General features: G+C 66.5%; 23 protein-coding genes. 6 read left to right on the top strand and 17 right to left on the bottom strand.

Going from position 1 to position 17178, the window contains the following annotated elements:
• Window positions 1-9: 9 nt before the first annotated feature.
• From ACFV9C_RS38515 to ACFV9C_RS38540, 6 genes are all read right to left on the bottom strand, one after another.
• Entirely contained in the window at window positions 10-249 is a 240-nt protein-coding gene (locus ACFV9C_RS38515; RefSeq protein ID WP_380201794.1) for a hypothetical protein, read from the bottom strand.
• A gap of 30 nt (window positions 250-279) precedes the next feature.
• On the bottom strand, window positions 280-702 hold the full coding sequence (locus tag ACFV9C_RS38520) for a YkvA family protein (RefSeq protein ID WP_380201796.1): 423 nt from the start codon (window positions 700-702) through the stop codon (window positions 280-282).
• Complete coding sequence (locus ACFV9C_RS38525) at window positions 699-1091, bottom strand: Chromate resistance protein ChrB (RefSeq protein WP_380201798.1); 393 nt, start codon at window positions 1089-1091, stop codon at window positions 699-701. The genes ACFV9C_RS38520 and ACFV9C_RS38525 overlap by 4 nt, the downstream gene beginning before the upstream one ends.
• 310 nt (window positions 1092-1401) lie before the next feature.
• Window positions 1402-2133 carry a GAF and ANTAR domain-containing protein gene (locus ACFV9C_RS38530; protein WP_380201800.1) on the bottom strand — a complete coding sequence of 244 codons (732 nt, stop codon included), beginning with the start codon at window positions 2131-2133 and terminating at the stop codon, window positions 1402-1404.
• A gap of 49 nt (window positions 2134-2182) precedes the next feature.
• Window positions 2183-2899 carry an ANTAR domain-containing protein gene (locus ACFV9C_RS38535; protein ID WP_380201802.1) on the bottom strand — a complete coding sequence of 239 codons (717 nt, stop codon included), beginning with the start codon at window positions 2897-2899 and terminating at the stop codon, window positions 2183-2185.
• Between the two features lie 148 nt (window positions 2900-3047).
• On the bottom strand, window positions 3048-3770 hold the full coding sequence (locus ACFV9C_RS38540) for a GAF and ANTAR domain-containing protein (RefSeq protein ID WP_380201804.1): 723 nt from the start codon (window positions 3768-3770) through the stop codon (window positions 3048-3050).
• Between the two features lie 227 nt (window positions 3771-3997).
• Between ACFV9C_RS38540 and ACFV9C_RS38545 the strand changes: the two genes are divergently transcribed.
• The 5 genes from ACFV9C_RS38545 to ACFV9C_RS38565 all read left to right on the top strand — a co-directional run bounded on the left by ACFV9C_RS38545 (window position 3998) and on the right by ACFV9C_RS38565 (window position 7576).
• Window positions 3998-4669 (top strand): fasciclin domain-containing protein, encoded by a 672-nt coding sequence (locus ACFV9C_RS38545; protein ID WP_380201806.1) that lies wholly within the window; start codon window positions 3998-4000, stop codon window positions 4667-4669.
• A gap of 117 nt (window positions 4670-4786) precedes the next feature.
• Complete coding sequence (locus ACFV9C_RS38550) at window positions 4787-5395, top strand: sigma-70 family RNA polymerase sigma factor (RefSeq protein ID WP_380201808.1); 609 nt, start codon at window positions 4787-4789, stop codon at window positions 5393-5395.
• The gene (locus tag ACFV9C_RS38555) at window positions 5392-6123 is read left to right on the top strand and encodes an anti-sigma factor domain-containing protein (protein WP_380201810.1); all 732 of its coding nucleotides are present in this window, start codon (window positions 5392-5394) and stop codon (window positions 6121-6123) included. The genes ACFV9C_RS38550 and ACFV9C_RS38555 overlap by 4 nt, the downstream gene beginning before the upstream one ends.
• A 146-nt stretch (window positions 6124-6269) precedes the next feature.
• A complete protein-coding gene (locus ACFV9C_RS38560) occupies window positions 6270-6788 on the top strand; it encodes a hypothetical protein (protein WP_380201812.1) in 519 nt (172 codons plus the stop codon).
• On the top strand, window positions 6785-7576 hold the full coding sequence (locus ACFV9C_RS38565) for a ferritin-like domain-containing protein (protein ID WP_380201814.1): 792 nt from the start codon (window positions 6785-6787) through the stop codon (window positions 7574-7576). Before ACFV9C_RS38560 ends, ACFV9C_RS38565 begins: the two co-directional genes overlap by 4 nt.
• A 39-nt stretch (window positions 7577-7615) precedes the next feature.
• Here ACFV9C_RS38565 and ACFV9C_RS38570 read toward each other — a convergent pair whose 3' ends face one another.
• The 11 genes from ACFV9C_RS38570 to ACFV9C_RS38620 all read right to left on the bottom strand — a co-directional run bounded on the left by ACFV9C_RS38570 (window position 7616) and on the right by ACFV9C_RS38620 (window position 16872).
• Window positions 7616-8407 carry an acyl-CoA desaturase gene (locus ACFV9C_RS38570; RefSeq protein WP_380201816.1) on the bottom strand — a complete coding sequence of 264 codons (792 nt, stop codon included), beginning with the start codon at window positions 8405-8407 and terminating at the stop codon, window positions 7616-7618.
• 62 nt (window positions 8408-8469) lie between these two features.
• Complete coding sequence (locus ACFV9C_RS38575) at window positions 8470-9168, bottom strand: hypothetical protein (RefSeq protein WP_380201818.1); 699 nt, start codon at window positions 9166-9168, stop codon at window positions 8470-8472.
• A 22-nt stretch (window positions 9169-9190) separates the two neighbouring features.
• Complete coding sequence (locus ACFV9C_RS38580; RefSeq protein WP_380201820.1) at window positions 9191-9499, bottom strand: sec-independent translocase; 309 nt, start codon at window positions 9497-9499, stop codon at window positions 9191-9193.
• A gap of 27 nt (window positions 9500-9526) precedes the next feature.
• Entirely contained in the window at window positions 9527-9739 is a 213-nt protein-coding gene (locus tag ACFV9C_RS38585) for a twin-arginine translocase TatA/TatE family subunit (RefSeq protein ID WP_380201822.1), read from the bottom strand.
• 79 nt (window positions 9740-9818) lie between these two features.
• Window positions 9819-10448: a ferritin-like domain-containing protein gene (locus ACFV9C_RS38590; protein WP_380201823.1), complete on the bottom strand. Its 630-nt coding sequence runs from the start codon at window positions 10446-10448 to the stop codon at window positions 9819-9821.
• 12 nt (window positions 10449-10460) lie between these two features.
• Window positions 10461-11120 carry a ferritin-like domain-containing protein gene (locus tag ACFV9C_RS38595; RefSeq protein ID WP_380201825.1) on the bottom strand — a complete coding sequence of 220 codons (660 nt, stop codon included), beginning with the start codon at window positions 11118-11120 and terminating at the stop codon, window positions 10461-10463.
• A gap of 85 nt (window positions 11121-11205) precedes the next feature.
• A complete protein-coding gene (locus tag ACFV9C_RS38600; RefSeq protein WP_380201827.1) occupies window positions 11206-11913 on the bottom strand; it encodes a class E sortase in 708 nt (235 codons plus the stop codon).
• 108 nt (window positions 11914-12021) lie between these two features.
• Window positions 12022-12846, bottom strand: a complete 825-nt coding sequence (locus ACFV9C_RS38605; protein ID WP_380201829.1) for a cryptochrome/photolyase family protein — start codon at window positions 12844-12846, stop codon at window positions 12022-12024.
• Between the two features lie 42 nt (window positions 12847-12888).
• Window positions 12889-13416, bottom strand: coding sequence for a deoxyribodipyrimidine photo-lyase (locus tag ACFV9C_RS38610; protein ID WP_380201831.1), 528 nt, complete (start codon window positions 13414-13416; stop codon window positions 12889-12891).
• A 782-nt stretch (window positions 13417-14198) separates the two neighbouring features.
• Window positions 14199-16547, bottom strand: a complete 2349-nt coding sequence (locus ACFV9C_RS38615) for a phosphoketolase (protein ID WP_380201833.1) — start codon at window positions 16545-16547, stop codon at window positions 14199-14201.
• A gap of 1 nt (window position 16548) precedes the next feature.
• The gene (locus ACFV9C_RS38620) at window positions 16549-16872 is read right to left on the bottom strand and encodes a plasmid stabilization protein (RefSeq protein WP_380201835.1); all 324 of its coding nucleotides are present in this window, start codon (window positions 16870-16872) and stop codon (window positions 16549-16551) included.
• A 59-nt stretch (window positions 16873-16931) separates the two neighbouring features.
• Between ACFV9C_RS38620 and ACFV9C_RS38625 the strand changes: the two genes are divergently transcribed.
• A complete protein-coding gene (locus tag ACFV9C_RS38625) occupies window positions 16932-17156 on the top strand; it encodes a hypothetical protein (RefSeq protein WP_380201837.1) in 225 nt (74 codons plus the stop codon).
• Window positions 17157-17178 lie beyond the last annotated feature (22 nt).

A 17178-nucleotide genomic window follows, 5' to 3' on the forward strand; every position in this document is an offset into this window, starting at 1 on the left:
GCAAGCCTTTCAGAAGCCGGCCACGAACAGCCCGCCTGCCGCGAGAAGGCCGAGTTCGACAAGCAGGACGAAGATGCGGTCGCTGATGTGGCCGACGATCTTCTTGCCGGTCCAGGCGCCGAGGAGCGTGGCCGGCGTGAGTACGACGCCGTACAGCAGGACCCGCGTGGTGAGCAGACCTCCAACGCCATACGTCGCGATCTTGGACCCGGCGACCGCGGACAGCAGGGCGAGGCCGAAAGCCGCCATCGGCGCAGCACCCAAGGTCAACCAACTCGGTCATCGCTCAGTGTCGCGCAGTCCGGTGAGGCGGACCACGGCAGCGAATCCGTCGTCGGAACCGGGCCAGTGCGCGCGGACCGCAGCGATGCCTGCATGCCGCACCACACCGCGGAGTACGACTGTGGCGATGATGGCGTCGTCGGCGTACCCGAGAACGGGAATGAAGTCCGGTATCAGATCGATCGGCATCGCGAGGTAGACCATCAGCAGTGCCAGCCTGACCCTGACGCCACGCGGCAATGTCTTGTCGGCGGCCAGCCGACTGAGCAGACGCAGTACGTCGGGAAGCAGCCGCACGGCTTCTCGCAGCAACCCTCCTCGCGGCCGCGCGGCGATCATCACGACGACCAGCGCCACCCAGACCAGTACCAGGGCCGTTGCCGCGCCGACAAGGACGCCAATCAACAGCGATCCCGTCATGACTCGTTCGCAGCGCGCAGCCGCGATTCGGCAGCCGGCAGATCTTCGACGGGGACGTCCGGTGCGAGCGAATCGTCAGCCCAGAGTGCGGCGTCCTCGAAGGAAGCGAGATCGGCGGCTGCCTCCGCGACGGCGTCTCGCGCGGCCTGAGCTCCGAATGCCGCGAAATAGTCGCGTCGAGCGATCTTGTGCAGCCAGGTCCGGAAGCGCTCCAGATCGGCCTCGGACTCCTCGACCTCGGCATAGGTCGCGTTTCCGCGGGCCCGGGCGTCGGCCAACTCCCGGCGTAACTCGGGCAGCCGTTGCAACACCTCGGCGTACTCGGCATCGCGGGCTGCGTTGAAATCCGCGATCGCCGCACGATCGTCACTCGGCTCCGTGAACGTCATACGCAGGATGCGTGCCTTCCGCCAGCCTTGCACTCGCGGCGTGCCGACCCCACCCGCGGTCGACACGCTGACCACCAGGCACGACTCTCCGTCACACCGCGATGGTACATCCGTAACCTCAGCGGCCGGCGGTTGTTCCCGACTGGAGCGGCCAGCCGCGGGAGGGGCTGCGAACGGGTCGCGATATCCGGCCCGGCAGGATGCGGTTGGCCGCCATGTCTCGAGTGTTGCGCGTCCCGCCGCGACACGGCAACCCCAGCAGTCAGCGTCCGGTGGAGTCGGCTGCTCGGTCAGGCCACGGGAGAGGTCGTCAGGCGTTGTTCGTGGTCTTGAGGTCGTCGGGGCCGATGGTGCTTGCGGTTACGTCTATTGCCACTGCACTGAGACGTCGGTGGTTGCGGCGTCCGTAATCGCGCATCAGGGCGTACGCAGCGTCCAACGGGATGTCCGCTCGCGCGGCGAGGATGCCCTTGGCCTGTTCGATGACGACGCGGCTGTTCAATGCGCCCTGAAGTTGTTCGGCCAGGAGTTCACCAGAGCGAATGGCCCTTTCCTGCAGGAGTGCGACAGTGGCGATGTCGCACAGTGCCTGTCCAAGGTCGACGTCCTCCCGGCTGAGGGTCGACCGTTGCTCGCAGAACAGATTGAGCGCTCCGAGCGTCCGCCCACGCAGGCGCAACGGCAACGCATGGGTCGACCGGTAGCCGGCAGCGGCTGCGGCGGCGTTGAACATCGGCCACCGTTGGCTGACCTCTTCGAGATCGATGTTCGCAACCTGCTGTCCGGTTGTATAGCAGTCCAGACAGGGACCTTCGTCGTTCTGCAGCACGAACAGTTCGAGGAGCCGTGCTTCCTCCGTGGTGGATGCCATCACGTGGAGGCGGCCGCGAGGATCCGCCAGGATCAGGCCGGCGGCGTCAGCCTGCAGCAACTCGACGCTGCGATCGCACAGCACGTGCAGGAGGTCGATGACATCGAAGTCGTCGACGAGGCTGTCGGCCAGCTCGACAAAAACGTGTCCGAGGCGTTGCTCCCTGGTCATGACCTCGCTCCTCTCCGGGCCGGGTGGTCCAATCTCCGCATCTCCCTGCCTACTCATCATGATCGTCTTCAGGGTAAAAGTTCAGTCGCCGAGTCAGAACGTCGGTGGCGACCTCAAGCAGCGATCGCTCCGACGCGTACGCGCGGGCCCGCAACAGCAGCAGCGCCTCGGTCAGGCTTACCGCCGCCTGGACCGAGACCATCCCGGTGGCCTGGTGGACCTCACGGTGCTCGTCGGCGGCGACGGCCAGGAACGGATGCAACTCCCCCACCGGCGTACCGTGCTGCAGGTCGAGAAGGATCGTCGTCGCCGCGGCAGCGAAGTCAAGCGCCTCCGCGAGCTGCAGAGAGTCCAGCGACCCGGTGTCGATGCGGTACAGGTCGAGTACTCCGAGTCGGATCGCACCGACCTGCAGCGGGAAAGCGAACACCGCCGCAATGCCGGCCTCGGCCGCCGATGCCGTGAAGCCCGGCCATTGCGTCAGTCCGGTACGGAGCAGATCCGGCTCGAGAACTGGTCGGCCCTGGCGTGACGCGTCCAGGCACGGTCCTTCGCCGGCGGTGTGCTGGAAGTCTTCCAGCGCGGCGGACACGTCGTCTGTGGCCGCCAGCAAGCCGGCATGCCCTGCCGATGTCATCAGCGCCAGGCTGACGCCGTCTACCTCGAGCGCCGTCAGCGTCGCGGTGATCAGCCGGTGCAGCACCTGGTTGGCAGTGCTTGTCCGACCCGGAGGATCGGTGAGGACCTCGAAGAGGATCTGACGCATTCGTGGCGATGCCACCGATCAGCTCACCTCGGACGTCACTGGCGCGCCTTGCCCGCTCGGCCGGGCGATCCCGGTCATGACGTCGCGGCTCCCACTCTGCCCAACGGCCCGGTGCCTGTCCACGGGGCACACCGTGGCGGTCCGGTCATCAGGTCTGGCGACGTACCGGACGGGTGGATTGCGCGGGCCCACGACGTGCTGAAACCAGCTCCGCCGCAACGGCGCTCAACTTGACGTTGTGCTCCTGCGAATGCCGCCGCAACAATGCCAGGGCCTCGTCACTTCCGACATCGAAGCGTTCCATCAGGATCCCGACGGCCTGGCCGACCTCGGTTTGCGCATCGATTGCCCGCTGGCGCGTTTCACACGTTGCCACGGCGACGACAGCGACCGCGGCGTGCACGGCCAGCGCCTTGGTAAGCGCCTGATCCGGCTCCTGGAACGCGTTGCGAGGCGTCGCGTAAAGGTTCAGTACGCCGAGCGTGTTCTCGCGAAGCCGGACGGTAGCGCTCAGCACGCTGTGAAAACCGAACTCCGCGGATATCCACGGGCCCCAACGGGTCCACGGAGGATCGACTGACAGATCATGAACCGCGATCAGGTCAGAGCGATCTGCCGAGTGACTCGGCCCCTCGCCGTACTCCTGTTGACCGCGTTCCGCCGCCATCGCCCGGGTGTCGGACCCGGCGAGCCGCCATCGCTTCAGACCTGATCCCGGCCGCAGCGCGACGGCGGCACAGTCGCAGTCGACGACGGCGGAGGCGAATTCCAGGGTCCGTTCGAGCACGCTGCCGAGATCCGGCGCCAAGTGCAATTCATCGCTGAGAGCAGCGAACGCGGCTGCAGACCCCGCTGCGGCGTCAACACTCATGACGCCTCCCGCATGATCCACGCAGGCATTGAGACATCGCGAACACCCCGAGTTTCACCGATCGGTCGGTGCCGCGTTGTCTGGGGCAGCCTGACACCTGCGTCAGGTACCTCGATGGTACTCCGATCGACGTCAGGTCGGACCTATCCGGGACGCGCACCGCACCGAAGTACCGATGTCAGCCGCGGAGAGAAGCCGCCGGCACCACCTGAAAGTGAGACATCATCATGCACAAGAACCTCACCCGCGCCGGCTTCGCCGCATCCGCTCTGGCGCTCGTCCTCGCGACCGCTGCGTGCAGCAGCAACGACAACAAGTCGAGCAGTTCGCCCTCCACCAGCACCTCGTCCTCGTCGGTTCCTGCCGAGACCCCCAGCACCTCCCCGTCCGCGAGAGCCGCCTCCGGCGGAATGGTCGGTCCCGGGTGCGCGGCGTACGCCAAGGCCAACCCGTCAGGCGCCGGATCCATCGACGGCATGGCGGCCGCCCCCGTAGCCACCGCCGCCTCCGGCAACCCGCTACTCAAGACCCTCGTCGCCGCCGTCTCCGGCAAGCTCAACCCGAAGGTCAACCTGGTCTCCACACTGAACGGCGGCGAATTCACCGTCTTCGCGCCCGTCGACACCGCCTTCGCCAAGATCCCGGCAGCCACCGTCAACACCCTCAAGACCAACAGCGCCCTGCTCACCAAGATCCTCACCTACCACGTGGTCGCCGGCCAACTCGACCCCACCGCAGTCGTCGGCAAACACCCGACCGTCGAAAAGCAAGACCTCACCGTCACCGGCTCCGGCGACACCCTCAAGGTCAACGGCGCCAACGTCATCTGCGGCGGCGTCAAGACCGCCAACGCCACCGTCTACCTCATCGACTCCGTTCTGATGCCGCCGGCCGCCTGATCGGTCACTGCCGCCCCATGGACAGGACCGATGTCATCGACCCCCTTACCAGATGCCGATGGCATCGGTCCCGTCACGGCACATTCTAGGATTGACTCATCCAGCAGAGGACGAACCGTGACCGATCAGGTGGCGCTTCCTTGGCCAGGCTCCAACGGACCACGACCGGGCGCCGAGCTGCACGAACTCATGACTCGGGTTGCCGGTGGAGACGCAGCGGCTTTCAGTTCGCTGTACGACCTGACCATGCCGCGCGTGTTCGGTCTCGTCCGCCGGGTCGTGCGCAACCCGGCGCAGTCCGAGGAAGTTGTCCAGGAGGTGATGATCGACGTGTGGCGTACGGCGAGCCGCTACGACCCGGCCCGCGGGTCGGTCCACTCCTGGATCCTGACGATCGCCCACCGTCGGGCCGTCGACCGGGTGCGCTCCGAACAGTCCGCCGTCGACCGCGAGACGCGGGTGGCGGCCCGATCCGTCGATCCGGCGTTCGATGAGGTGTCCGACACGGTGACCAACCGGCTCGAGGTCGAACAGGTCCGTCGGTGTCTCGGCACCCTCACCGACCTGCAGCGCGAGTCGGTCACTCTGGCCTACTACAACGGCTACACCTATCCCGAGGTCGCCGAGCAGCTCGGCGCCAAGCTACCGACGATCAAAGCGAGAATGCGCGATGGCCTGATCCGGCTCCGCGACTGCCTCGGAACCGCTGGGGGGCAAACGCCATGACCGAACCCGACGTCCACACCCTGGCCGGCCCCTATGCGCTTGACGCACTGCCGGACACCGAACGAGCCACCTTCGAGCAGCACCTCGCGAGCTGCTCGTCCTGCGCGACCGAAGTCGACGAGCTCCGGGAGGCCGCCGTACGGCTCGCCGCCGATGTCTCCACGCGTCCGCCGGCAGCCCTGAAGGCCAAGGTGATGGCCGCGATCGAGGAAGTCCGCCAACTGCCACCCCTGGTTCCTGGTGCCTCGGGCAACGACATCACCGAGAGCCGGACACGGCGCGTGCGCAGGCGGACGATGCTCGCACTGGCCGCCGCGGCCGTGGCGGTGGCCGCCAGCGGCGGCATCGCGATCGACCAGTACCACGAGAAGTCGGTCGTCGCCCAGGCCAACGATCGGCTTACCGCCGTGCTGGCCGAGCCTGACGCCCAGGCTGTCCACAAGGACGTCAACGGCGGTGGCCAGGCCACGGTGGTCACGTCCAACCGCGCGGACGCGGCGGTCGTGGTCCTTCGTGGCCTACGGCAACTGCCGAAGGACCAGACCTGGCAGCTTTGGCTCATCGATCAATCACAGGTCGCGCATTCTGTCGGCCTGGCAAGTGGCGACCTGACCCGTCTCATCAGCGGCGACGTCAAGGGAAAGGTCGCATTCGGTCTCACGGTCGAGCCCGCCGGCGGCTCCGCGAAGCCCACGCTGCCCGCCGCCGCGCTCGTCCCGATGGCCTGACCGATCCGGGGCGTCGTGACGTGATCTCCGTGCACCGACATCACCCTGAGGCTTGATATGGAGGCCGATGGTGTAAGACTGGTGTCGGTCCAACAGCGCCGGCCAGTCCCACGATCACGCCCCCAGGGCGCAGAGAAGTGAGCTACATGCCTGAGGTGCCCGTAGCCGACGCAGCAATCGTCGCGTCTCTCGACCAACTGGATTCTCCCGACCGCCGCGCGGCAGTCGCCGCCCTCTACGACGCGCTGAGCGGTCCCCTGTACGGAGTGGCTCTCGGTATGAGCGCTTGTCCCGAGAAGGCCCAAACCATCTGTCTCCAAGTCTTCAGCTACCTGTGCCGCAACCACAGCGAGTACGACCCCAAGCGCGAATCCCTCGTCCAGTGGGCCACTCAGTTGGCGCACAGGTTTGCGGTCCTGGCGGGCGACGAGCACCGCACCAGCGACCTCCTGCGATCGGAGCGACTGTCGGACGAACAACGTCATGACCTGGCTCAGGCGTACTTCGGCGGTCTCACCTATTACGAGATCGCGCGTCATCGCGGCACCGAACCGCAGCGGGTCGCCGAAACCCTGTCCGCCGGCCTGCGCAGCCTCAGCCGGCCCGCAGCAACTGATCGGTCAGCTCCCATCCACCTGGGAGGTGGCGCCGAACACCCTGTATGAGCTTCGATGTCGCAACGTACGCAACCACAGCACGACGACTGCGGTGGGATGACCTCGACCTCGGCAAGTTCCGCACCCAGCGGCTGTCCTCCGGGGCGCTGCGGTGCCTGCGGTACATGAGCGATGTCGAGACGCACACCGTCTGTTACCTGCGAGACCTTCTGGTCACCCCGTCGCACGCAGATCCCGACGTGACCACGTTCCTCACGATGTGGAACTACGAGGAGTACTGGCACGGCGAGGCACTGGACGCGGTCCTCGACGTGCACGACGTACCGACCGGGCCTGAGCACACGCGCGCGCTCCGCAAGCGCCTCGGGTGGCGGGACCGGGTGTCACCGATCGTGCAATCGCTCCTCGCGAACATTCTCGGACCGGACTTCATCGCCACCCATATGACGTGGGGCGCGATCAACGAGTGGTGCACCCACGCCGGGTACTCGCGGTTCATCGCCGTCGAGGACAACCCGCTGCTGACCGAGATCCTGCGCCGCATCGCCAAGCAGGAGACCCGTCATATCGCGTTCTACAACAGTCAGGCGCGCCGCCGGCTGCAGGGCAACCCGCGGGCCCAGCGCATCACCCGGTTCGCCCTCCGGAACGGCTGGGGAATCGTCGGCTCCGGAGTCATGCCAGAGGACGACGTACGCCACCTGCTGACGTACCTGTTCGGAGGCTCCGACGGTCTCGCCCAGGCACGCAGGATCGACGCCAAGATCGACACCCTCCCGGGGCAGGACGGCCTGCATCTGGTCGAGCGTCAGCTGATCAAGTACAGCATCGCCTGACCACGCGAAGCCGGCTCGATCGAATACCTTGGTCATCAGTCACACGACCGTGACGCGCTTCCGCTCGAGGCGCTGCCGGTCCGGCCATCTGACGTCGTACGCCCAGCCGAGGCGCTCGAATCGCTTGATCAGCCAGGCGTTGATGTCGATCTGTCCCCGGAGGACACCGTGCCGTGCGCAGGTCGGATCGGCGTGGTGAAGGTTGTGCCAGGACTCGCCCTGGCTCAGGATTGCCAGCCACCAGACGATGCCGGACCTGTCACGGGCCTCGAACGGTCTCCGTCCGGTCACATGGCAGATGGAGTTGATCGAGAACGTGACATGGTGCATCAGCGCGACGCGGACCAGGGTGCCCCAGAAGAATCCGGTAGCGGCGCCGTGCCACGACCTGTCCCACAGTGCACCGATCAGTGCAGGTGCCAGCAGCGAGATCGCGGCGAGCTGGCGGAAGCACTTCGAAATCGCCGCCATGTCTCGGTCGTTGACGAGGTCTGGCGCGTAATGCGCCGGGTCGGCACGATCCTGGCCCCACAGCACCCACCCGACATGGGCGAAGACGAACCCCTTGGTCACCGCCCACGCCGTAGTGCCGTAACGCCACGGCGAATGCGGATCGCCGTCTCGGTCGGCGAACTTGTGGTGTTTCCGGTGGTCGGCCACCCAGCGGATCACCGGCCCTTCGAGCGCCATGCTGCCGGCGATCGCAAGGCCGATCTTGAGTCCACGCTTGCACTTGAAGGCGCCGTGCGTGAAGCCTCGCCTAGAGTTCCAGATTCGGAGCCTGCAACTGAAGTCACGATCTCCTGGTCCCCGTAGTTCGTCGCCTCGCACTCACCAGCTTCCCCGCCCCAGGAGGAGTTACTCGTATCGCCGCCTTTGAACGATCAAGTGGCTCAGTGGCCGAGGAGTCCGACGGCGAAGGCGACGACCAGGACCGAGAGCATCAGCGCTGAGACTGATTCGACGGCCATCAGGAGCTTGGCGCGGACAGACAGCGGCATGGTGTCGGTCGGGCTGAAAGCAGAAGAGTTGGTGACCGAGACGTACAGGTAGTCGATGAACCCCGGCGCCCAGCCGGACTTGGCCGAGGACCGCTGTGCCACTTCGCTGATTGCGTCGTGGTCCTCGTCCTGCGGGAACCGGAAGTCGGCCGTCGGCAATCCCGGTCGGTCGACCCGAAAGCGGGTGACCGGCCCACCTCGGTCGAGCTCCCAGAAGGCGAGCGCGAACACCAGAACATTCGTCAGCCACACCTGCCCGGCGGCCGCCAGCAGCTGCCCACCCGCGGTCGCCTGACCCATCACCAGCGAGCGGATCAGCAGGACCAGGGCGGTTGTGTTGGACAAGGCGATCAGCAGTACAAGGCCAATCGAGAGACGTCTCAGCAGCCGGTTCTGCCTGCTCATCCGGCGCGGGTTGGCCAGGACCAACGGGACGAACAGCAGCAGTTCCAGCCCTGGGATCACGTACCGCGGACCGATCTGCAGAGCGCCGGGCAGGATGGCGTACAGCCCGATCGCCACCATCACTCCGACGGCAGCCGGCAACCGCGGCTCGCCCGGGTGGGCCTGCTTCGTCGTTTCATCGACCATGGGGCAACCCTGGCACAAGGACTCACGTCGCCTCGTCGTCGTACGGCGTCGGCTTGCCGGAGGGCTTCGTCGCTGCGGCGACAGGACGAGCTTCGTCGTCCGTGCCGTCGAGGAGTTGCCGGACGAAGGCCCTCGGGTCGAGTTCGCTCAGTTGGTCGAGTTCAGGTCCGAGTTCCGCCCGGACATCCTGTTGTGCCTTGGCGGCCAGGCCGCGGACCTGGTTCAGCAACCGTGCCGCAGTACGAATGAACTCCGGAAGGCGATCGGGGCCGAAGACCAGGAGCGCGACCAAGCCGATCACCAGCAACTCGGGGAATCCGATGTCGAACATCGTCTGACCTCCGTCGATGAGTGCGGGTCAGACTCGCCGACCGTCGCTCGACGGTGCGTCGTCGTCAAGCTCCGCATCGGGCCTCTTAACGTGCGTGGCGACCTCGTCCTCCCAGATCTTCTTCGACTTGCCGAGTTGCTTGACCAGGCCCGGTAGTTTCGCCGACCCGAACAGGAATACGACGATCGCGAGGATGATGAGCCATTCGGCGCCTTGGGGCATACCCAGCAGCGTGATCATGACGATGCCTTCCTTCGGAATGGCCAGCGGCCGGCCAGTCCCCCTTGGAGTGGCCGGCCACCGGCCGTAATGGTTCCGGTCAGAGCGTGATCGCCGCGACCACCTTGGCCGGGTCGACCAGGAACGGGGCGACCGCCTTGAGTACGTCGTTCTTGGCGATCGGCGTCTCGAACGCGCCCATGTAGACACCGCCCTCCGCCTTCAGGCCGAGGAGGTTGCCGACGACGGCGGCGTGCCGGGCCTCGACACCGAAGATGCCGGCCGCGGCCTGCAGGATCATCTTGTTCTTGATGAACCCCGCGGCACCGAGGTAGGCGCCGACGCCCTTGTTTTCGAAGATGTGCGATGTCGTCAGATAGCTCTTGCGGCTGTCGAACGCGCCGCCGAAGTCGACCGCCGGCGCGCCGACCGGCGTACCGCCGAGCTTCTGGATCGTCGCCGTCACGGTCGCCACGTGCGACGCCTCGTCGGCGCCGATCTGCATCAGGTACTGCTTCTCGGTGCCCTTCAGCAGTCCGGCCTTGTTGCCCTGCCGGTAGAACTCTGCCTCGAGGTACTCCAGGGTCAGCGCGTAGTTGAGGACGTCGATGTCGCTGTTGAAGTCCTTCGCGCTCGCCAGCAGGAACCCGTGGTTCAGCGCGCCCAGGGCCACGCCGGCGGAAACGTCGGAGGCGTTGCCATGGACCAGGTCAGCTGTTGTGTCTGCCATCAGGGTCTCCTCCTACTTCGCGATGAACGGCATGGCGGCCTTGAGAACCTGCGCCATCCTGAGATGGGCCTCGATCGGCGCCGGGAACGGGTTCCCGCCGGTGATCTGGGCGATGATGGCCGCATGCCGTGACTCGACACCGGCAATCGACGCGGCCGCGGCGAGGATGGCGCCGTTCTTCACCAGCGGTACCTGCCCGTGGTAGGCCTTGACGCCGAGCTCCTCGAAGGTGCCGGCCGTCTTCAGGAACGCCGCGCGGCTGGTGAATGTCCCGGCGGGGAACTTCACCTTCGGTTGCGCGACCGGCTTCCCGCCCAGATCGATGATCGTGGTCCGGACGGCCTTGACGTGATCGGCCTCGTGCTGCTGGATCGGGTCGACCAACTCCAGCTCGCGTCCCTTCAGCACCTTCGCCTTCAGCCCCATGGTGTAGAACGCCGACTCCAGGTACTCCAAGGTCAGCGCGTAGTTGAGGATGTCCAGATCACTCTTCGCGGCGTCCTTGGTGCGTCCTCGGTCGACGCTGCCCAGCGCGACCGAGTCACCCGGGCGCGTGGCGACGTACGTGAGGCCAACGCCGACCAGAGCGGCGTTGCGCAGGAAGCTGCGCCGGCTGTGTTCGTCGGCGAACTCGAGGACCGGCTTGCCCCCGAAAATCTCTTTGATACCCATGATTCCCCTTCGCGTGTGTCACACCGGACAGTGATGTGCCCGGCTCACTGCTTGGGTTCGGTGGGTGCAGGGGTTATCGACCTCCTCAGGCGGCGCGCGCCTGCACGACGATGCGCTGGATATGGGCTGTGATGGGGTTGCAGGCGAAGAGAGTGATCTCCTTGACGCCTGGATCAGTGGGCTGGCGCAAGACGAACTTCACGTACTGCGCTTGCGGGACGATCGTGGTCTTGAAGACCTTGTACGTCGTGGTTCGTGCGCCGACCGTGACCTTGATCGGGTCACCGGGCCGAAGCTTCTCCAAGTACAGGAAGGGCTTATCGTGCGTACTGCGGTGGCCGCTGATCACGCTGTTCCCAGGGCTGCCCGGCAACGGCGTACCCGGCCAGTGCCCGACACCGTGCTCCAGCGCGGCATCGTCGACACCGTTGTTGAGTTCGTCGTTCAGCGCGAGCCGCGGGATCACGAGCCGACCGAGGCCTAGTTGCTCCCCGGGCTTCGCCTTGATCGCCGCGATCGGGACGCCCGATGCCGGGTTGTCGCCCGCGGGAAACTGCGGTTCCACCGGCTTATCCGCACGAATCTGGTCGAGCATCCGGTTCACCAGCGCCTCGTCGCCGGCTGAGCTGGGCGCGGCCTTCGGTGCTTTGGTAGCGGGCTGCCCGGCCGCCGAGGCGCCCCCGGGCGGTTTCTGATCACTCTTACGGCCGAGTACGACGATGGCGACAGCGATCAGCCCCGCGAACGCCACGCTCGCGGTGAGCCATCGCCATACCGGTTTCCAGGCCTTCACATGACCATCTCCTCAGGGAGGGTGACAAGAAGGCTTCGGAGCTCTGAAGGCCACGGATGGGTCACCTCTTCAGAATCCGCCGGAGTGGCTACGGTTGAGACGCGCAGCTCATCGGATTGCCGCGTACCGGCGGAGCGCCTCGCGACGTGCCTCGGAGTGGTCGACGACGGGCTCCGGATAACCAGATGCTTTCGCGTTCCACGACTCGTGGACGGACGAACCGGGAAGGTGCGCAAGCTCGGGCACCCACCGCCGTACGTAGTCTCCCTGCGGGTCGAACTTCAAGCCCTGGGAGATCGGATTGAAGATCCGGAAGTACGGTGCCGCATCGGCCCCACAGCCAGCGACCCACTGCCAGTTCAAGGAGTTCGAGGCCAGGTCGCCGTCAACGAGGTTCCGCATGAACCACCGGGCACCGTGTTTCCAGTGCACGAACATGTCTTTGACCAGAAAGGAGGCCACCACCATGCGCACTCGATTGTGCATGAAGCCGGTCTGCGCCAACTCTCGCATGCCCGCGTCCACGAAAGGGAAACCGGTCAAGCCGCGACGCCACGCTTCGAAAGCCTCACCGGGTACGCCGTACTCCATCCGCTCGAACTGGGAACGCACCGGCTTCCACGCGGCGTGCGGGTACCGGGCCAAGAGTTCCGCACAGAACTCGCGCCAGGCCAGCTCCCGCCGGTACGCCTCAGCGCCGGCACAGCGCTCCTGAGCGAGATCGGCCAGCATCGTTCGAGGATGGATCTCGCCGTACTTAAGGGGAATCGACATCCTCGACGTGGTGTCCAGATCCGGACGGTCCCTCTCGTCGCCATAAGCCGAGACCGTCTCCAGATAGTTGCCCCAGCGGCTGAGTGCGGGCGCCTCGCCGGCTCCGTCGACAGCGGTGAACTCCGGCAATGCCTCGCTGTCGCCGTCGATCCACTTCACCTCGGCCGGTGCCTCCACAGGTTGCCGCCATCCACGATCCAGTCAAGCCCGGAAGTACGGCGTGAAGACCTGGTACGGCGCGCCGGCATTCGTCACGATTCGACCGGTGGAAACCGCGTACGGCGAACCGGTGCGAACCAGTGGACAACCGAGCCGGCGCTCGACGGCCGCGTCGCGCCGTCGCCCGTACGGACGGTAGTCGGTTGCGATATGCACGCTGCCGGCACCGATCTCGGCTGCGAACCGCGGAACCATTTCAGCGGGATCGCCTCGTCGCACAACGAGACTGCCGCCCATGGCCTCGGACAGGCTCTGCACCGATGAGAGCAAGCGATTGCGCCGCGGCGAACCAGCTGGATCCCACAGTCCGGAGTCCAGGACGAACAACCCCGCCACGTGCCCGCCGCCAGCCTCGACAGCCTCAAGCAACGCCGGATTGTCGGCCAGTCTGAGATCCCGGCGAAACCACATAACAGCTGGAGCCATCGATCCGACCCTCACCTTGACAAACTTTCGTCGTAACTCGTAGTAGCGCAATCTATCAATTGCCGACGAACCTCCGGTTGTCATGCCCTGACGCTGCCCGCGAGGAGCCTCCACCGCCAGAACCGCTGCAAGGCGAGAAAGACCACGCACCTCTGGGATCCACCTGCCACAGGCTTCCCCGATACGGTCACCGATCTTCCTGAGCGAGGCTGCCATGAGCGTCGAGCGAAAGGTCCTGCCAATCGGCCCAGGTCCTGAGGCGTCGGCGTAGGCCCGTGGGCTTGCCGAGCTTGTTGGCCAGGGCCAGCAGCTCGCCGAGCCGAACAGGAGTACGACGATCGCGACGTTGATGAGCCGTTCGGCGCGTTGGGGCATACCCGGCCGGCATGGACGCGGATGGACGTCCGTGTAGAGACCGCCGGAAGTGTCCCGGGCTTCCGGCGGTCGGTATCTGGAGGGCGGCCTACCGCGGCCCAGAGACGATCGGGAACGAGCTTGGCGAACCGCATCAACCAGGCCATCTGCCACGGGAACACGATCCGGGCGTTACGATGTTCGATGCCATCGGCAATCGAACGCGCCGCACTCTCGGCGGAGATGAATGGCATCGGGAATGTGTTCGACTCGGTCATCTCGGTCTCGACGAAGCCGGACAGACGGTCAGCACGTCGATTCCATCGGGACGGAGCCGCGTCCTCAGTGTTCCAGCAGGTTCAGCCGAGCCATCTTGGCGGCGCCGTACGCCCCGCACCCGACTACCGCAGCGCACGGGATCGATACGCCGCGATCGTCAGCGTCGCGAATCCGACCGGTCTAGAGGCTTCGTCAGACGTTCACCTGATGAGTCTCACGCTACTTCCCATCCTTCATCTCGCGTCGATCGGGAACCGCCAGTCGCGGACCTCTGGGAGATCCTCGCCGTACCGCGTGACGTAGGCGTGGTGCCGGGTGCGTTGGTCGGCGAGGTACTGGCGGGTGGTGGCGGCGCGGGTGCCGAGGGACGGGACGCGGTCGATCACGTCCATCGCCAGGTGGTAGCGGTCGAGGTTGTTGCGGACGACCATGTCGAACGGCGTGGTCGTCGTACCTTCCTCGATGTACCCGCGGACATGCAGGTTCGCGTGGCCGCGGCGGCGGTAGGTCAGGCGGTGGATCAGCCACGGGTAGCCGTGGTAGGCGAAGATCACCGGCTTGTCGGTGGTGAACAGCGCGTCGTACTCCGCGTCCGGCAGCCCGTGCGGATGTTCGGTCGCGTCCTGCAACCGCATCAGGTCCACGACGTTCACGACCCGGATCCGCAGCTCCGGGAGATGTTCGCGGAGCAGTGAGACGGCGGCCAGTGTCTCCATCGTCGGTACGTCGCCCGCGCACGCCATGACCACGTCCGGGTCGCCGGCGTCGTTGCTGGCGAAGTCCCAGATCCCGGCGCCGCGCGCGCAGTGCAGCGCGGCCGCGTCCCAATCCAGCCAGTTCGGCTGTGGCTGCTTGCCCGCGACAACGACGTTTATGTAGTTCCGGGTCCGCAGGCAGTGGTCCATCGTGGACAGCAGCGTGTTCGTGTCCGGCGGCAGGTACACCCGGACGACCTCGGCCTTCTTGTTCACCACGTGGTCGATGAATCCCGGGTCCTGGTGCGAGAAACCGTTGTGGTCCTGCCGCCACACGTGCGAGGTGAGCAGGTAGTTCAGCGACGGGATCCGGCGCCGCCAGTCCAGCCGGTTGATCGTCTTCAGCCACTTCGCGTGCTGGTTCACCATCGAGTCGACGATGTGCACGAACGCCTCGTACGACGAGAACACCCCGTGCCGGCCGGTCAGCAGGTACCCCTCGAGCCAGCCCTGGCAGGTGTGCTCGCTGAGGATCTCCAGCACCCGCCCGTCGGCGGCGAGGTGGTTGTCGGTGTCGAGGCGCTCCGCGAGCCAGCGCTTGCCGGTCTCCTCGTACACCGCCGTCAGCCGGTTCGACTCGGTCTCGTCCGGGCCGAACAGCCGCAGGTTGTCCGGGTTCAGCCGGAACACGTCGCGCAGGAACGCACCGAACACCCTGGTCGGCTCCCCGTCCTCGGCGCCCGGCACCTTGACCGGTACGGCGTACTCCTCGACGGCCGGCAACTCCAGGTCCCGGCTCAGTTCGCCGCCGTTCGCGTGCGGGTTCGACCCCATCCGCCGTTCCGGGACGAACTCCAGCAGGTCCGGTACGGGGCGACCGCGGTCGTCGAACAGTTCCTCCGGGCGGTAGCTGCGGAGCCAGGACTCCAGTTGCCGGAGGTGGTCCTCGTTCGTGCGGACCCCGGACAGCGGGACCTGGTGGGCCCGCCAGGTGCCCTCGACCTGCTCGCCGTCGACGGTGTGCGGGCCGGTCCAGCCCTTCGGCGTACGGAACACGATCATCGGCCACGCCGGCCGTACCGCCTCCTGCTTGATCTCGTCGATCCGGTCCAGGCACACGTCAAGCGTCGCCGCCAGCGCCTGGTGCACCTCGGCCGGGTCGGACCCCTCGACCAGGTACGGCTCGTACCCGTACCCGCGCATCAGCGCCGTCAGCTCGTCGTCACCGATCCGCGCGAGCACCGCCGGGTTCGCGATCTTGTACCCGTTCATGTGCAGGATCGGCAGTACGGCGCCGTCGCGCACCGGGTTCAGGAACTTGTTCGAGTGCCAGGACGCGGCCAGCGGCCCGGTCTCGGCCTCCCCGTCCCCCACCACGCACGCCACGAGCAGGTCCGGGTTGTCCGCGGCCGCGCCGTACGCGTGACTCAGCGAGTACCCCAGCTCGCCACCCTCGTTGATCGACCCAGGTACGTCGGCCGCGACATGACTCGGTACGCCGCCCGGGAACGAGAACTGCTTGAACAGCCGCGCCATCCCCACCTCGTCGCGGGTGGTGTTCGGGTACGCCGCCGTCCAGCTGCCCTCGAGCCAGGTGTTCGCCACCAGCGCGGGACCGCCGTGCCCGGGGCCGGTCACGAACAGTACGTCGCGGTCGCGCCGCCGGATCACCCGGTTCAGGTGCGCGTACAGCAGGTTGAGGCCGGGTGTCGTACCCCAGTGCCCGAGCAGCCGCGGCTTGATGTGCTCGGCGCGCAGCGGCTCTCGGAGCAGCGGATTCGCGAGCAGGTAGATCTGCCCTACGGACAGGTAGTTCGCCGCCCGCCAGTACGCGTCGATCCCCCGCAACTCCTGATCGCTCAACGGCCGGCCGTCGACCCGCTGCACGTCAGCGCCCGACGGCCCGAGCGAGCTGAGTCTTCGTCATCTTCGACCGGCCCTTGACGTTCTTCTCCTTGGCCTCGTTGTACAGCTGGTCGCGGGTCCGGCCCTGCGACCCGCTGTGCGAGCGGAGTCCGCCGCGGCGGCTGGACGAGATGTCGTGGGTCGACGTACGGCTCTTCTCCTTGGACTCCCCGGAGCGGGCCCGTTCCTTGTTCACGGTGCGGGCCGCGATCTCCTCCGCGACGTCCTCGCTCCGGCCGCGGTCCTTCAGGCCGGCCTTGATGTGCTCGTACTGGCGTTCGCGCTTCCGACTGGCTCCTGCAGGCATGTCGTTGCTCCTTTCACCCACACACCCGGTACCCGGACGCCGCTGTACACATTCACACGTTGGTACGGCGACAGGTAGGACGGCTCGAACGTCCGCCGCACTCTGGCGAACTGATCCGCGCGAAGGAACCGCTCGCGATTCGCGTGGCCAAGCTCGTCGTCCGTGCCGGAATAGACGCGGACATGGAAGTCGTCCACACCTACGAAGGCACCGACACCATCCAGCCCCTCATCATCGGCCGCGAAATCACCGGCACATCCGCCTTCACTGAACCCGGCGCCTAACAGCACAGCCAACCCGGTGACC

Origin of the sequence: Kribbella sp. NPDC059898, assembly GCF_042730855.1 — a bacterium.
In the GTDB taxonomy this organism is placed as follows: domain Bacteria; phylum Actinomycetota; class Actinomycetes; order Propionibacteriales; family Kribbellaceae; genus Kribbella.

Coding starts and splice junctions, on each gene's coding strand:
- ACFV9C_RS38515 (WP_380201794.1), bottom strand. CDS start 249: ATGGCGGCTTTCGGCCTCGCCCTGCTGTCCGCGGTCGCCGGGTCCAAG.
- ACFV9C_RS38540 (WP_380201804.1), bottom strand. CDS start 3,770: ATGAGTGTTGACGCCGCAGCGGGGTCTGCAGCCGCGTTCGCTGCTCTC.
- ACFV9C_RS38585 (WP_380201822.1), bottom strand. CDS start 9,739: ATGATCACGCTGCTGGGTATGCCCCAAGGCGCCGAATGGCTCATCATC.
- ACFV9C_RS38520 (WP_380201796.1), bottom strand. CDS start 702: ATGACGGGATCGCTGTTGATTGGCGTCCTTGTCGGCGCGGCAACGGCC.
- ACFV9C_RS38530 (WP_380201800.1), bottom strand. CDS start 2,133: ATGACCAGGGAGCAACGCCTCGGACACGTTTTTGTCGAGCTGGCCGAC.
- ACFV9C_RS38555 (WP_380201810.1), top strand. CDS start 5,392: ATGACCGAACCCGACGTCCACACCCTGGCCGGCCCCTATGCGCTTGAC.
- ACFV9C_RS38560 (WP_380201812.1), top strand. CDS start 6,270: ATGCCTGAGGTGCCCGTAGCCGACGCAGCAATCGTCGCGTCTCTCGAC.
- ACFV9C_RS38545 (WP_380201806.1), top strand. CDS start 3,998: ATGCACAAGAACCTCACCCGCGCCGGCTTCGCCGCATCCGCTCTGGCG.
- ACFV9C_RS38610 (WP_380201831.1), bottom strand. CDS start 13,416: ATGACAACCGGAGGTTCGTCGGCAATTGATAGATTGCGCTACTACGAG.
- ACFV9C_RS38575 (WP_380201818.1), bottom strand. CDS start 9,168: ATGGTCGATGAAACGACGAAGCAGGCCCACCCGGGCGAGCCGCGGTTG.
- ACFV9C_RS38525 (WP_380201798.1), bottom strand. CDS start 1,091: ATGACGTTCACGGAGCCGAGTGACGATCGTGCGGCGATCGCGGATTTC.
- ACFV9C_RS38580 (WP_380201820.1), bottom strand. CDS start 9,499: ATGTTCGACATCGGATTCCCCGAGTTGCTGGTGATCGGCTTGGTCGCG.
- ACFV9C_RS38565 (WP_380201814.1), top strand. CDS start 6,785: ATGAGCTTCGATGTCGCAACGTACGCAACCACAGCACGACGACTGCGG.
- ACFV9C_RS38535 (WP_380201802.1), bottom strand. CDS start 2,899: ATGCGTCAGATCCTCTTCGAGGTCCTCACCGATCCTCCGGGTCGGACA.
- ACFV9C_RS38590 (WP_380201823.1), bottom strand. CDS start 10,448: ATGGCAGACACAACAGCTGACCTGGTCCATGGCAACGCCTCCGACGTT.
- ACFV9C_RS38620 (WP_380201835.1), bottom strand. CDS start 16,872: ATGCCTGCAGGAGCCAGTCGGAAGCGCGAACGCCAGTACGAGCACATC.
- ACFV9C_RS38595 (WP_380201825.1), bottom strand. CDS start 11,120: ATGGGTATCAAAGAGATTTTCGGGGGCAAGCCGGTCCTCGAGTTCGCC.